The sequence below is a fragment of the Cupriavidus sp. SHE genome, assembly GCF_000812445.1.
Lineage (GTDB): Bacteria > Pseudomonadota > Gammaproteobacteria > Burkholderiales > Burkholderiaceae > Cupriavidus > Cupriavidus metallidurans.
Genome location: NZ_JWMB01000002.1, coordinates 63,888 through 77,408, shown reverse-complemented (window position 1 = coordinate 77,408; position 13,521 = coordinate 63,888). Strand labels below are relative to the sequence as shown.

Genomic DNA, 13,521 nt, shown 5'->3' with positions numbered 1-13,521 from the left:
GCGATGACAAGCACCCGAGTGCCGCGCAGTTATCTGTTCGTTCCGGCATCGCGTCCGGAGCGCATCGGCAAGGCCATCGCGGCTGGCGCCGACGCCGTGATCGTCGATCTTGAGGACGCGGTGGCGCCCGATGCCAAGGCAGCCGCGCGCGCGGGCCTGGCCGAGCCCTGGCGCGACTTGCAGGCCCAGGCGGATGCCGCCGGCGTAGCATTGCTGCTCCGCATCAATGGCGCTGACACCTCGTACTTTGCCGAAGATGTGAGCTTTTGCCGCGCGGGCGGCGTTCGCGAGATCGTGCTGCCCAAGGCCGACAAGGCGGCGCTGGCTGCGCTGCGCGCCGAACTGCCCGAGACGCCGTGCTGCGCCTTGCTGGAGAGCGCGGCAGGGTTTGCCGATCTGGCCCATGTGGCGCGCGCGCCAGGCGTATCGCGACTGCTGTTCGGCAGCATCGACCTGATGTTCGACCTTGACGTGGGTGACGACGACGCGCCGCTCCACCATTTCCGTAGCGAACTGGTCATGCATTCCCGGGCGGCCGGACTGCCGGCGCCGGTCGACGGTGTCTGCACGGCCATCGGCGATGCCGACGCGCTGGCCGCCGACACCGCGCGGGCACGGCGTTTCGGGTTCGGGGCCAAACTGCTGATTCATCCGAATCAGGTGGGGGGTGTCCATGCCGCCCTGGCGCCATCGGCCGAAGAACTGGCCTGGGCGCGTCGCGTGGTCGAGCAGGCGGCCGCCGCGCAGGGTGCCGCGATTGCTGTCGACGGGAAGATGGTCGATCGTCCAGTGCTTGAACGCGCACAACGTATCGTCGCGGCGGGTGCCGCCTGACGACGCTTCCGGCCCTCCGAATTGGCGCTGCTGGGGCGCCAATGGGGCGCCAATGCGTGTTTTCCCTGAGCGTGGGATTACTGCAAAACCTGCCGGTTTGCCATCGGCATGAAAGGTATTTGTAATGAAGTTCAGGCTGAATAGGCGCGCGAGATCATGCACGCTTTGCGGGAGAACACGAAGATGAATGTCCTGGGCTTAAGACAATAAAGCTGTCTTCCCGGTGCACCGTTTGGCGGACATGATCGTTAACTTCCGATCAAGTCGAAACGAGCCAGACTGACCGTGCATTCTTATGTTTCCCGAGTCGCCGTGGCGACGTTGCTGGCCATGGCCTCCGTGGGCTCCATTGCCGCCTCGGCCGGGCAAGCCGCCAGCGGACCCATGCCTCCGGATGGCCCCTGCATGCCGCCTCCGGCAAAGGCCGCGCTGACCCTGGCGCAGGCACGTCTTGACGCGCTGCGCTGCAACCGCGACATCATCTCGGCCCGTCGCGGCGAGGAAGCCAGCCAGGCCGACATCCAGATTGCCTCCCAACGCCCGAACCCGGTCCTGAGCCTGGGGGTGGCCAATATCAACCCGCATCTTGGCGTGGGCGCCGGCAACTGGCGCAGCAAGACCGTGGACTCGACCGTGCGCGTCGACCAGGTCATCGAGACCGCCAACAAGGGCAACCTGCGTACCGACGCGGCCCGCAAGGCCAGCGCCGCCGCCGGCGAGCAGACGCAGGCCGTGGTGGCCCAGCAGGTCAGCGCCGTGGAACAGGCGTGGTACGACGCGGTAGCCAGTCAGAGCCGGGTAGAGGTGCTGACCGAAACCGTCGGTCTCTATGGCAAGACTCAGCAAGCGAACGAGGCCCGGCTCAAGGCTGGTGACGTGGCACGCGCCGATGTGACCAAGCTCCAGCTCGAAACGCTGCGGGCCCAGAGTGACCTGCGCTCCGCCCAGTCGGACTATGCCACCAGCAAGGCAGCACTGGCTGGCACGATCGGTCTTCCGGGCACGCTGTTGGACAACCGGCTCGTGCCGGACTGGCCTGCGCTCGATGCCCCGGTGCCGCCAGTCGATCCCGAGGTGCTGCAGCGCCGCCCGGATGTGACGGCCGCCGAAGCCCGGCTGGCCGCCGCCGCCTCGGCGCGTGACCTGGCGCGTGCCGGCCGTGTGCCCGACGTGACCGTCGGCGCCCAGTACGAGCACTATCCGGTTTCCGAGGCCAATACCACCGGCAGCGGCAACAGCTACGGCGTGTTCATTTCGATTCCGCTGTTCGTGCGCCACAGCTTCGGCGGTGAAGCGCGCCGCGCCGAGGTGGACTACTACGCCGCGCTCGACGACCGCAACCGTATCCTGCTGGCCGCGCAGAACGACATCGAACGGCTGCGCAGCCAGCTCGAATTGGCGCGCGCGTCGCTGCAGCAGATGCAGACCGCCGTGCTGCCGGCCGCGGAAACCGTCGCGCAGAGCGCCGAATTCGCCTATACGAAGGGTGCCACCGGCGTGCTCGACCTGCTCGACGCGCGCCGCGCGCTGCGTCAGACGCGCCTGGACGCCGTCGACGTGCAGGGCAACTTCGCCAAGGCCATGGCCGCGTACCGCGCCGCCCTGCAGGCCACCACTTCCGATATCAACAAGCTTCCCCAGGTTCGAACCGATGCATCGCATCCCTGATATGCCGCTCATCTCCCGCGATTCCCGCTTCACCCGTGCCGGCGCCGCGCGTCTGGCGGCCGTGCTGTCACTGTGCGTCCTGACGCTGGGCGCCTGCGGCAAGAAGGAAGCGCCTGAGAACGACGACGAGCCGAAGGTGGCTGGTCAGGTCATCGAGTACCCGGCGAGCGTCAGGTCGCTGCCCGGCGTCGTCGGCCAGCCGGTCAAGAGCGGTGGCGATCGCATGCTGAGCATGCCCGGCCGTCTGGTCTGGAACGAGGACAAGACGGTGCGCGTGGCTTCGCCGTTCGCCGGCCGCGTGATGGAGATTCTGGTGCAGCCCGGCGCCACCGTGAAGGCCGGCCAGCCGCTGGCGATGCTGACGTCGCCCGATTTTGGCTCGGCACAAGCCGATGCCCGCAAGGCGTCCGCGGATAGCGCCGTGGCGTCGAAGGCGCTGGCGCGCCAGCGCGAGCTGTACGAGGCCGGGGTCATCGCCCAGAAGGATCTGGAGCAGGCCCAGGCGGACAACGCGCGCGCCGCGGCTGACCAGCAGCGCACGCAGGCAGCGCTGCGCATGTACGGCGCTTCCGGTAGTGACGGCGTAAACCAGCGTTTTGCGCTGCGCAGCCCGATCGACGGCCTGGTGGTCGAGCGCAATATCAATCCGGGGATGGAACTGCGTCCCGACCAGCCGCCCACCGCGCCGCTGTACCTGATCACCGATCCCACCACGCTGTGGGCACAGATCGATGCCACCGAGGCGGACCTTGGCCACTTCAGGCCCGGCGTGACCGTGCAGCTTGCCAGCGCCGCTTACCCCGGCGAGACGTTCACGGGCACCGTGGTCAAGATCGCGGATTATGTTGATCCGTCGTCGCGCAGCGTCAAGGTGCGTCTGTCCGTGCCGAACGCCGACCGCCGCCTGAAGGCCGAGATGTTCGTTACGGCGAAGATGCAGGCCGCGTCGTTCCAGGGGATCTCGGTGCCGTCGAAGGCCGTGTTCCTGGCCGACAACAAGAACTATGTGTTCGTGCGCACTACGCCCAACAGGTTCGAGCGCCGCGAGGTCAAGCTCGGCGTGACGATTCCGGGCACGACCGAGGTGGTGGAAGGCCTGAAAGAGGGCGACGTGGTGATCACCGACGGCAATCTCTATCTGCAGGACATCCTGCGCGACGCCACCGCGGTGAATGCCGCGCGTGCGGCTGCCAAGCATTAAGGACGGCAGCCACATGATTTCACGTATCGTCAATTTCGCGCTGCACCAGAAGCTGTTCGTCTGGCTTGGCCTGATCATTTTCATTGCGGGCGGCCTGGCCGCCTTCAAGAACCTGCCGATCGAAGCGTTCCCAGACGTCTCGGACATCCAGGTCAATGTGATCACGCTGTACCCGGGCCGGGCCGCCGAGGAAGTGGAGCGCCAGGTCACGATTCCGATCGAAACCGCGCTGGCGGGTACGCCGAATTCGGTGCGTGTGTTCTCGCACACGCAGTTCGGCCTGTCGTTCATGATGGTGACCTTCAATGACAAGGCCACCGACATCATCGCGCGCCAGCAGATCATCGAACGGCTGCGTAGCGTTGACCTGCCCGACGGCGTGCAGCCGGAACTGGCGCCGCTGTCCACCGCCATCGGTGAGATCTATCGCTTCCGCCTGAGCGGCAAGGGCTACACGCCGCAGGAACTGCGCACGCTGCAGGACTGGGTGGTGGAGAAGAACCTGCGTCAGGTGCCGGGCGTGGCCGACGTGGTCACGATCGGCGGCTCGATCAAGCAGTACGAGGTGAACCCGAATCTGGGCCGCATGCGCGACAGCAAGATCTCGCTGTCGCAACTGTTCACGGCGCTTCAGCGAGGCAATTCGAACGCCGGCGGCGGCTCGGTGGCGCATGGACGCCAGCAGTACCTGCTGCGTTCGCTGGGCAGCTTCCGTAGCTCGGCCGACATCGCCAACGTGGTGGTGGCTGAGAACAACGGCACGCCGATCCTGGTCAAGGACATCGCCGAGGTCAAGATCGGCGCCGCGCCGCCGCAGGGCCTGATGGGCCAGGACGACGAGGACGACATCGTCTCGGGCATCGTGGTGATGCGCAAGGGCGAGAACCCGTCGATCGTGCTCGAGGCGCTGAAGAAGAAGATCGAACTGCTCGACGACCAGATTCTGCCGAAGGGCGTGAAGCTGGTGCCGTACTACGACCGCTCTACGCTGATCGACAAGACGCTGCACACGGTGTTCGGCAACCTGGTCGAGGGCGCGCTGCTGGTGATGGCCGTGCTGTACCTGTTCCTGGCCAACGTGCGCGCGGCGGCGATCGTGGCGCTGGTGATCCCGCTGGCGCTGCTGTCGACGTTCATCGGCCTGACCTGGGTGGGCATTCCGGCTAACCTGCTGTCGCTGGGGGCGATGGACTTCGGCATCATCGTCGACGGCGCAGTGATCGTCGTCGAGAACATCTTCAAGCGGCTGGGCGAACTCAAGGAACAGCAGATCAAGGACAACAAGGCGCGGATGCACGCGATCCTTCAGGCCACCACCGAGGTGGGGCGTCCGACCGTGTTCTCGATGATCATCATCATCGCCGCGCACATCCCGATCTTCACGCTGCAACGCCACGAAGGAAAGATCTTCGCGCCGATGGCGTACACGGTGACGGGCGCGCTGGTCGGCTCGCTGATCGTCTCGCTGACCGTGGTGCCACTGCTGTGCCACCTGCTGCTCAGGAAGAACATCGCGCACGAGGACAACTTCGTGGTGCGCCAGTGCAAGCGCCTCTATGAGCCGATGCTGGCGTGGGCGCTCGAGAACAAGAAGAAGGTCGTGGCCATCGCCGTGGGCCTGCTGGTGGCCACCGTCGGCGTGGGCAAGTTCCTGGGCAGCGAATTCCTGCCCGAACTCGACGAAGGCTCGATGTGGGTCAGCTTCGACTTGCCGGCCTCGGTGTCGCTGGACGAGGCACGCGATCAGGCGCGTCTGCTGCGCAACGTGATTCGCACCACGCCTGAGGTCAACACGACGATCTCCAAGGTGGGCCGTCCCGACGACGGTACCGATCCGAAGTTGATCAACACCGTGGAAATCCTCGTCGACCTGAAGAGCGACAAGGCATGGCGCGCTGGCTTCGACAAGCGCAAGATCATCGAGGAAATCAACCGCAACCTGCGCAAGATGCCGGGCATCGAGCCTAACTTCTCGCAGCCGGTGCGCGACAACATCCTGGAAAGCATCTCGCAGATCAAGGGCCAGATCGTGATCAAGGTGCAGAGCGACAGCCTCGAGCACAACAAGAAGGTGGCGGATCAGATCCTGGCCAACGTGCAGTCGGTACGCGGCGTGATGCGCGCGTTTATCGACCGTGACGGCGAGCTGCCGCAGTACGTGCTTGATTTCGATCGCGCCCAGGCTGCCCGCTACGGCATCAACGTGGCTGACGTGCAGGACCTGATGGAAAGCGCGCTCGGCGGCAAGGCCGCGACGGAGCTGTGGGAAGGCGAGAAGCACTTCAGCGTGGTAGTGCGCCTGAAGCCGGGCGAGCGCGAACTGCCGAACCTGCCGAACATCTTCATGCAGACCGCCGATGGCGCGCAGGTGCCGTTGTCGCAGCTGGTGACGTTCCGCGCCGCTTCGGGTGCGATGAACATCAGCCGCGAGAACGGCCAGCGCACCACGTCGATCGGTATCTTCATCCACGACCGCGACATGGGTAGCGTGGTGAAGGACATGCAGGAGCTGGTGAAGAAGAACGTCAATGCCGAGGACGTCAAGATCAGTTGGTCGGGCGAGTTCGAGAACCAGGAACGCGCGATGGCGCGCCTGTCGATCGTGGTGCCGCTGTCGGTGCTGCTGATCTTCCTGCTGCTGTTCAACGCGTTCCAGTCGTTCAAGAGCGCGGCGCTGATCATCTCGAACATTCCGTTCGCGCTGATTGGTGGTGTGTTCGCGCTGTTCCTGACCGGCATTCCGCTGTCGGTCTCGGCGGCAATCGGCTTCATCGCGCTGTTCGGGCAGGCCGTGCTGAACGGCGTGGTGATGGTGACCTACTTCAACCAGTTGCGCGACGAAGGCATGCCAGTACGCCAGGCCGTGCTGACCGGCTCGATGGATCGTCTGCGCACCGTGTTGATGACCGCGATGCTGGCCATGCTGGGCTTGTTCCCGATGGCGATCTCGCGCGCCATTGGCTCGGAAACGCAGCGGCCGCTGGCGATCGTGATCATCGGTGGCCTGATTACGGCCACGCTGCTGACGCTGATCGTGCTGCCCACGCTCTACGAATGGATGGTTGGCCGCTCATGGCCGGACGAGCCGGACACGAGCGGCAGGGATGACGGCCGGTTGCCTGAGCATGTAGCAAGCTGACAGTCGGGACGTAGAAAAAACCGGGGCTCTGGCCCCGGTTTTTTTATGGGCCATAGCTTGACTCGGCGGAAGGACGATTTGGCTTCCCGCCTGTCGATAGCAACGAGGAAATCGTCCAGTAAAACGATATGATTCCTCACTCAGCCGAGTTGGCTGGCAAGCGCCTGTTCGGTATGTTATGGAGCGAAAGCACAGCATGGAAGAGGAGACAAAACCCATGGAGTTGATCCTTGAACGGCTTTCGGCGTCCGTTGCCACGGCCGAGAGTCTGGAGCAACTCACGAGACCGCTGCTGGAGATGCTGGAACTGATCACCGGCCTTGAGTCCCTGTACCTGACGTCGATCGATGAAGAGGCGGGTTTGCAGTCCGTCGACTTTGTCAGGAACGCGGGCGAACTTGTGATCCCCGAGGGGCTGTCCGTGCCATGGTCCGACACCCTCTGCAAGCGTTGCCTGGAGGAAGGTCGCCGCTTCACGTCGAACGCGAGCGAGATCTGGGGGGATTCACAGGCCGCGAGGGCGCTTGGCATCGAGACATACGCCAGTGCCCCCATTCGCGCGAGCGATGGGGAGATCATTGGTACGTTGTGCGGGGCGAGCAAGCGCAGCCAACCGCTGGGGCCGCAGGCGTTCAGCGCCTTGAACATCTTCTCGAAGCTGATCGGACACCATATCGAACGAGAACGATTGCTCGAGGAGCTAAGACAGTCGAACGAATACCTCGCGAACTTCGCGCTGACCGACGCCCTGACGGGTCTGCCCAACAGACGGGCGCTCCACGGCGAGCTTGGCAGGCTGCTGGCGCGCGCAACCGGGGACGAATCCCACGTCATCGTCGGCATCCTCGATCTCGATGACTTCAAGCGCATCAACGACTCATATGGACATGTGGTCGGAGACCAGTTCCTGAGCGAATGTTCAAAGCGCCTTTCCGGCATTGTGCGAGACACCGACATGCTGGCCCGCGTGGGTGGCGACGAGTTTGCACTGGTGGCGCCCGGTCCGGCGTCTGCAACGCAGGCGCATAGCCTGGCCGACCAATTGCAGAAGCGTGCGTTGGCGGCAACTCGCGGTGTCTACACGCTTGCCGACGTCACGATCGACTACGCTGGCGTGAGCGCCGGTGTGGTGGCCGTCAGGCCCGTCTCCGTCGAACAGGCGCTGGAACTGGCGGACGCCGCCATGTACCGCGAGAAGCGGCAACGCAAGCAATCCGGCTCAAACGGTGGGTGACCGCTTCAGCGATGACCGGCGCTGACACGCGTCCGGCCCGATGCTCCGGGCGCAACGCCCGGAGCATCCAATAAGCAGACAGCAACGGGCTGCCAGCCAGTTTGGAACCCCGCGCGCGCGTCGTCGGCGCAAGCTTCGTGCCGTTGGCATGTAGTTGCGCCCCACGACATCGCCGCGCGTATGGAGCGATGAAGCACGCTGCGCCTGCCAGCGAACCTGCTCCCCCTCTGACGTTGAGGAGGCGCAAAGGCTCTTCCATTCCAATCCACTAGAGAAGACCGTTCCAGGAGATATCCATGAGCTCTCGGCATCGTTCCGGGCTGTTTGCGCACGCCTATTTGGGCGCCACTTCATTCCTTACGTCGTTCACCATTTGCGTGGCGGCTGTCAGTCTCGCCGGTTGTGGTGGCGATGGCAGTTCCAGTACCACCACCAGCACGTCTTCGGGCTCCTCCTCGACGAGCACCGGCTCCACCACCACGGCCACCACGTTGCAGGTTGTGGCGCCGGTCGTCGACTGCTCGCAACTGGCCTCGGTCGACATCACGGATATCGGCGGCGCCGGCAGCAAGATCGCCTCGGCGACGATCACCACCGCGACCATCAACGGCGCCACTGTTCAGCTCTGCACGGTGAAGGGAACGCTGGCGCCGTCGAACACTTTCGCAGTGGCGCTTCCGGTCAGTACCTGGACGCAACGGTTCGCCGAACTCGGATGCGGCGGCTTGTGCGGCAACGTGAGCGATCCGACCAAGCAAAGCTCGTTCAGCTTCAGCTACAACTGCCCGCTGGTGCAGCAGGGCGGGTTCGTCACGGCGGCGACCGATATGGGACATACCGGTTCGGATGCGACGTGGTCATCGGATACGCAGAAGCAGGCTGACTTTGCCTATCGCGGCCAGCACATCACGACGCTTGCGGCGAAGAAGCTGATCAAGTCCTACTATGGGCAGGCGCAGAAGTACTCGTATTTCGTGGGTTGCTCGGATGGTGGACGCGAAGCGCTGATGGCCGCGCAGCGTTATCCCAACGACTACAACGGGATCGTCGCTGGCGCCCCGGCAGCCCATTTCCAGACGCAGAACTCGCTGTATCACGGCTGGAGCGTAGTGTCGAACAGCACGACCGGCGATAACACCGGCAACGTCGTGCTGTATGCGGACAAGGCAAAGGTACTGCACAAAGCCGTGGTCGCGGCCTGTGGTGGAACCAGCGGCGCGCCAGACGGCCTGCTCGCGGATCCGCGTGCGTGCAACTTCAATCCGGTTTCGATCCAGTGCGCGGCTGGCGCGACGGACACCAGCAATTGTCTGACAGCAGCCGAAGTCACCACGGCAAGCCGGATCTACAGCGGCCCGACGGACACCACCACCGGCAAGCGGATGCTCGCGGGCTCGCCGCAGTTCGGGTCCGAGGCAAACTGGATCGGCGTGGAGGTGCCGAATTCGAACTCGACCGATGCGCCGGCGCCGGTGACCAGCCTGTTCAGCAACATGATCGTGACGGGCGCTTACAACCTGATCTTCACGGGCTCGCCGACCATGCCGAACATCAATACGTTCGGCTATCACGATGGCAACTTCTATACCGACTACCTGGCCGCCAATCATCCACTCAACGATGCCACCAATCCTGATCTGTCGGCCTTCCAGAATGCCGGCGGCAAGCTGATCCTGTGGCATGGCTGGGCGGACCAGCACATCTCGCCGCTGTTCACGATCGCTTACTACGAAGCCATGCAGAACACGATGGGCACGTCGGCCGTGGATGCATTCGCGCGGCTGTACCTGGTGCCTGGCGTGGGCCATTGCGGCGGTGGGGAGGGCAATCCGAACATCGACCTGGTATCGCGGATCACGGCCTGGGTGGAGCAGGGCACGGGGCCCAGCAGCGTCATGACGTACCAGACGGACGCGTCCAGCAATGTCACGGCGTCGCGCCCGGTCTATCCGTATCCGGCGGTAGCCATGTACAAGGGTTCCGGCGACTGGCATGACGGCGCGAACTACGTCAGCGGCGGTCCGCTGTACAACGTCGCGACGGCGGCATGGGCGGGATCGAGCTTCTATACACCTTACACCGCGAAGGTTCAGGGGGTGGCGGCGCCTTGAGCGTGCGGGGGGGCGCCGGACCTATTTGGGGCCGGCGCCCTCGATGATCGCATTCCGGGCCGCCAGCACGCTCTGCAGCCTGGCTTCGACGGTCCCATCCCCCTCCAGATACAGTACCGGACAACGCAGATTCTGCAGCCACTGCCGATGCTTCTCCAGGCTACGGCCTTCGGCGGTGCCTGCATCGTATTGGGCGGCCCACTCGAGAAATTCCGGATCGGTCTTGCCGAAGCGGCGTTCTTCGCGCAGCTTGAGCCGCGCCAGGCGGATCGGCGTCGGTACATACAGAAAGACCACCAGGTCGAAGGCGTGTTCCAGCGCTTCCCCCCACTCCATCACCGCTCCCGCCACGACGGATTCGGGGCGCGCGCGCAGATCCTTCAGCAGCCGGGCACAGCGTTCCTCGGGTTCGAATTTCACCTGATACGGCGGGTTGGTGGGGCGCCAGAAGTAGTCATCCGTTTCGAGAGCGTGCGTCTGGGTCGCTTCGGCGATGGCGTTGGCCAGGGTCGACGTGCCGGAGCCTGCTGCGCCGGTAATCAGGATCTTCATGCCGGTCGTACTGTGGGGGGGAGGTGGGCGTTCGATTGTAGCAAGGCGCACTTTTCGGCCTCGCTCGCAAATATTTTTCGCTTCGATGTCACAAGCAAGGGGGGCTCGTTCGTCATGTCATCGTCACCCACACAAGGAGATGAAACCATGACTGCAAGACTCGACCCATTCGCCGCCGCTCCCGTCCAGATGAAGTCCTGGATGGGCACATCCATTGCCATAGCCGGGGGCCTTGAGCCGAGCCTGGTCTCGCTGGTTGAAGTCCGCGCGTCGCAGATCAACGGATGCGCAAACTGCATTAACATGCACACGACCCAGGCACGCGAACGCGGGGAGACGGAACAGCGCCTCTATCTGCTGTCTGCCTGGCGAGAGGCGCCTTGCTACACCGATCGCGAGCGCGCGGCACTGGGCTGGACCGAAGCCATGACCCGCTTGTCCGAAGGGCACACGTTCGACCGTGCCAGCGCGACGCTCAGGGAATACTTTACCGAGGAGGAGCAGGTGAAGCTTACGCTCATGATCAACGTGATCAACGGCTGGAACCGGCTCGCGGTCGGATTCGGTCTCTGGGTCGATCCGGCGGCTGCCAAGGCCGCGGCCAAGGCAACCGTGTGATGGTGGCGGACGCCGGCCTTTCGGAAGCCGCGGCGAGCTTCGAGCCGCTGCGGCACAAGCTGATCCGCGTCGCGTACCGGATGCTCGGTTCGGTCGCGGATGCGGAGGACGTGGTGCAGGAAGCGTTCATCCGCTGGATGAACGCCGAGCGCGCCGAGGTGCGCGTGCCCGAGGCGTTCCTGCGGCGCATGGTGATGCGGATGTGCCTCGACGAGCTGAAATCGGCGCGTCACCAGCGCGAAACCTACATCGGTCCATGGCTGCCCGACCCGGTCGTCGAGGAAGAGGAGCAGGACGACGTCACGCTGCCGCTGATGCTGGCGCTCGAACGCCTCTCGCCTCTCGAGCGCGCGGCGTTCCTGCTGCACGACGTGTTCGGCCTCGCGTTCGATGAGGTGGCGGCGACGATCCAGCGCGAGCCGGCCGCGTGCCGGCAGCTCGCGGCGCGGGCGCGTGCCAATGTGAGGGAATCCCGCCCCCGTTTTCAGGTCGAGAAGGAGCGGGGCCTGGCACTCGCAAAGGCATTCTTCGACGCCTCACGCAGCGGAGACATGGGCACGCTCAGCACGATGCTGGCGGCCGATGTGAGCCTGCATGCGGACGGCGGCGGCCAGCGCCCCGCGATTGGCCATCCGGTGTTCGGCTTCGACGAGGTGATGCGTGTGCATGAACAACTGTCGAAATACTTCCTGAAGAACGGCTCGACTTTTATCCGCGCGGCTTTCATCAACGGGTTGCCGGGCATCGTTACGCGCGAATCCGACGGCGAACTGCAGACGACGGCGCTAGAGATCGAGGACGGCAAGATCGCGGCGATCTATGTGGTGCGCAACCCGGACAAGCTGCGGCATCTGCACTAGCAGCCCGCGCCGTCAACGCATGACGATCAAGCCCTGGCGCTGAACACGTGCGCCTGAATCTTCCCGCTAACCGGACCGGGGCCGAACTCCCTCGTCAGCGCCTTTGCACAGGCGAGCGTGGCATTCACCAGCGCATCGGGGCCGAATGCCTCCAGTTCGCCGCGTAGCGGCGTTCCCTGGCAGAAGGCGATGGCAGGCGTGTTGGCGTCCACGGCACGGCTTTCGGCGGCGACGGTTGCGCATGTGGAGGCTTCGGAAAAGCCGCCGAGCCTCAAGTCGGCCGCCACGACCGCCGGGTCGTGATAACCATGAGGCGTGCGCGGGAGAAACACAGGCGGCTTGTCCGGAAACATGCCGGTCAGCGTTTGCGTTACCGTATGCGCGAACGCGTTTTCCTCGATGCGATCCCACACGTTGAAGAGCAGCACGCCCCCGGGCTTCATCACACGGCGTGCTTCGGCGAAAGCCTTGTGCTTCTCGGGAAAGAACATCGCCCCGAACTGGCAGATCACCAGATCGAAACTTGCGTCGGAGAAGGGTAGCTGCATGGCGTCGGCCTGCTGCCACGTCAGCGGCCGCGAGGTGCCGATGGCGGCGGCGCGATCCAGCATCGGTCGGTTGAGGTCGGTGGCCACGATCGACGTGCCATCGGGCAGGGCACTCGCCAGCCGCCGTGTCAGCGCGCCAGTCCCCGCAGCAACCTCAAGCACGTGTGTCGGCGCAAGTGCTGCGGCACGCGCGGCGAGGTCCGCCGCGTATGGTTCGAAGATCAACGGGACCATCAGCGTGTCGTACAACTCCGGAACGGAGCCTGCGAAGACCGTGTCTGTTCCATGCGATGTCATGGCTCGCCTCTTGTCCCTGCCCCCGGCGTTGCGTGCCGGGGGGATGGTCGATCCAGCTTTTTGAAGCGAACTAAGCCGGGGCGCGTAGCGCCAGGTTCAACTGGTCCACCGCTTCCGCCCAGTCCGCATCCTCGGCGATCTCGTCGCGCAGCAGGGATGCCTGGGCGGGTGTCCAGAATGAAGCGTCCCAAAGTTCGACGTTCTGCGGAAGCGGCGAATGCTTCGCAATGAATGCGCGGATATCGCTCTCGTCCGATGGCAATCCGAGCTGCGCGAAGAGTTCGGAGAACTGGTGAAACGGGGCATCCATGGGGAATCTCCGGTTGATCAGTTGGATCTGGGCAAGGCACTCCCTACAAGATAGCAGCCAAAGCAGCGAACTGGCTGACTTCTCCTTTCGTGCGCGGTGGTGTCATCAATACCTGCGTCCGTCCTCATACTGTGAGACATTGTCGTTTC

The 13,521-nt window shown here is 64.4% G+C and carries 11 protein-coding genes; 8 read left to right on the top strand and 3 right to left on the bottom strand.

The genetic code is table 11. The features are described from left to right. Window positions 1-3: 3 nt before the first annotated feature. The 6 genes from RN01_RS00795 (at window position 4) to RN01_RS00770 (ending at window position 10,187) form a co-directional block, all read left to right on the top strand. The gene (locus RN01_RS00795; protein ID WP_024568986.1) at window positions 4-834 is read left to right on the top strand and encodes a CoA ester lyase; all 831 of its coding nucleotides are present in this window, start codon (window positions 4-6) and stop codon (window positions 832-834) included. A gap of 330 nt (window positions 835-1,164) precedes the next feature. Next, entirely contained in the window at window positions 1,165-2,502 is a 1,338-nt protein-coding gene (locus RN01_RS00790) for a TolC family protein (RefSeq protein ID WP_051068950.1), read from the top strand. A 1-nt stretch (window position 2,503) separates the two neighbouring features. Next, the gene (locus RN01_RS00785) at window positions 2,504-3,703 is read left to right on the top strand and encodes an efflux RND transporter periplasmic adaptor subunit (RefSeq protein WP_051068949.1); all 1,200 of its coding nucleotides are present in this window, start codon (window positions 2,504-2,506) and stop codon (window positions 3,701-3,703) included. A 13-nt stretch (window positions 3,704-3,716) separates the two neighbouring features. After that, on the top strand, window positions 3,717-6,842 hold the full coding sequence (locus tag RN01_RS00780; RefSeq protein ID WP_024568984.1) for an efflux RND transporter permease subunit: 3,126 nt from the start codon (window positions 3,717-3,719) through the stop codon (window positions 6,840-6,842). Window positions 6,843-7,059: 217 nt separating this feature from the next. After that, the gene (locus RN01_RS00775) at window positions 7,060-8,076 is read left to right on the top strand and encodes a diguanylate cyclase (RefSeq protein ID WP_017511497.1); all 1,017 of its coding nucleotides are present in this window, start codon (window positions 7,060-7,062) and stop codon (window positions 8,074-8,076) included. A gap of 296 nt (window positions 8,077-8,372) precedes the next feature. Then, complete coding sequence (locus tag RN01_RS00770; protein WP_024568983.1) at window positions 8,373-10,187, top strand: tannase/feruloyl esterase family alpha/beta hydrolase; 1,815 nt, start codon at window positions 8,373-8,375, stop codon at window positions 10,185-10,187. Between the two features lie 21 nt (window positions 10,188-10,208). Here the strand turns inward: RN01_RS00770 and RN01_RS00765 are convergent, their stop codons facing one another. Further along, window positions 10,209-10,739 carry an AAA family ATPase gene (locus tag RN01_RS00765; RefSeq protein WP_024568982.1) on the bottom strand — a complete coding sequence of 177 codons (531 nt, stop codon included), beginning with the start codon at window positions 10,737-10,739 and terminating at the stop codon, window positions 10,209-10,211. Window positions 10,740-10,886: 147 nt separating this feature from the next. On the opposite strand from RN01_RS00765, the gene RN01_RS00760 reads away from it, so the two are divergent. Next, complete coding sequence (locus tag RN01_RS00760; protein WP_017516021.1) at window positions 10,887-11,357, top strand: carboxymuconolactone decarboxylase family protein; 471 nt, start codon at window positions 10,887-10,889, stop codon at window positions 11,355-11,357. After that, on the top strand, window positions 11,357-12,217 hold the full coding sequence (locus RN01_RS00755) for a sigma-70 family RNA polymerase sigma factor (protein WP_029699506.1): 861 nt from the start codon (window positions 11,357-11,359) through the stop codon (window positions 12,215-12,217). The genes RN01_RS00760 and RN01_RS00755 overlap by 1 nt, the downstream gene beginning before the upstream one ends. 26 nt (window positions 12,218-12,243) lie before the next feature. Here the strand turns inward: RN01_RS00755 and RN01_RS00750 are convergent, their stop codons facing one another. Together RN01_RS00750 and RN01_RS00745 are read right to left on the bottom strand one after the other, a co-directional pair. Then, window positions 12,244-13,062, bottom strand: a complete 819-nt coding sequence (locus RN01_RS00750; protein ID WP_024568980.1) for a class I SAM-dependent methyltransferase — start codon at window positions 13,060-13,062, stop codon at window positions 12,244-12,246. A 70-nt stretch (window positions 13,063-13,132) separates the two neighbouring features. Continuing rightward, window positions 13,133-13,372 (bottom strand): DUF2789 domain-containing protein, encoded by a 240-nt coding sequence (locus RN01_RS00745; protein ID WP_017513618.1) that lies wholly within the window; start codon window positions 13,370-13,372, stop codon window positions 13,133-13,135. Window positions 13,373-13,521: the final 149 nt, after the last annotated feature.

Excerpts from the sequence above, each read along its gene's own strand:
- RN01_RS00775 (WP_017511497.1), top strand. The coding sequence starts at position 7,060 with ATGGAGTTGATCCTTGAACGGCTTTCGGCGTCCGTTGCCACGGCCGAG.
- RN01_RS00755 (WP_029699506.1), top strand. The coding sequence starts at position 11,357 with ATGGTGGCGGACGCCGGCCTTTCGGAAGCCGCGGCGAGCTTCGAGCCG.
- RN01_RS00795 (WP_024568986.1), top strand. The coding sequence starts at position 4 with ATGACAAGCACCCGAGTGCCGCGCAGTTATCTGTTCGTTCCGGCATCG.
- RN01_RS00770 (WP_024568983.1), top strand. The coding sequence starts at position 8,373 with ATGAGCTCTCGGCATCGTTCCGGGCTGTTTGCGCACGCCTATTTGGGC.
- RN01_RS00750 (WP_024568980.1), bottom strand. The coding sequence starts at position 13,062 with ATGACATCGCATGGAACAGACACGGTCTTCGCAGGCTCCGTTCCGGAG.
- RN01_RS00745 (WP_017513618.1), bottom strand. The coding sequence starts at position 13,372 with ATGGATGCCCCGTTTCACCAGTTCTCCGAACTCTTCGCGCAGCTCGGA.
- RN01_RS00780 (WP_024568984.1), top strand. The coding sequence starts at position 3,717 with ATGATTTCACGTATCGTCAATTTCGCGCTGCACCAGAAGCTGTTCGTC.
- RN01_RS00765 (WP_024568982.1), bottom strand. The coding sequence starts at position 10,739 with ATGAAGATCCTGATTACCGGCGCAGCAGGCTCCGGCACGTCGACCCTG.
- RN01_RS00790 (WP_051068950.1), top strand. The coding sequence starts at position 1,165 with ATGGCCTCCGTGGGCTCCATTGCCGCCTCGGCCGGGCAAGCCGCCAGC.
- RN01_RS00760 (WP_017516021.1), top strand. The coding sequence starts at position 10,887 with ATGACTGCAAGACTCGACCCATTCGCCGCCGCTCCCGTCCAGATGAAG.
- RN01_RS00785 (WP_051068949.1), top strand. The coding sequence starts at position 2,504 with ATGCCGCTCATCTCCCGCGATTCCCGCTTCACCCGTGCCGGCGCCGCG.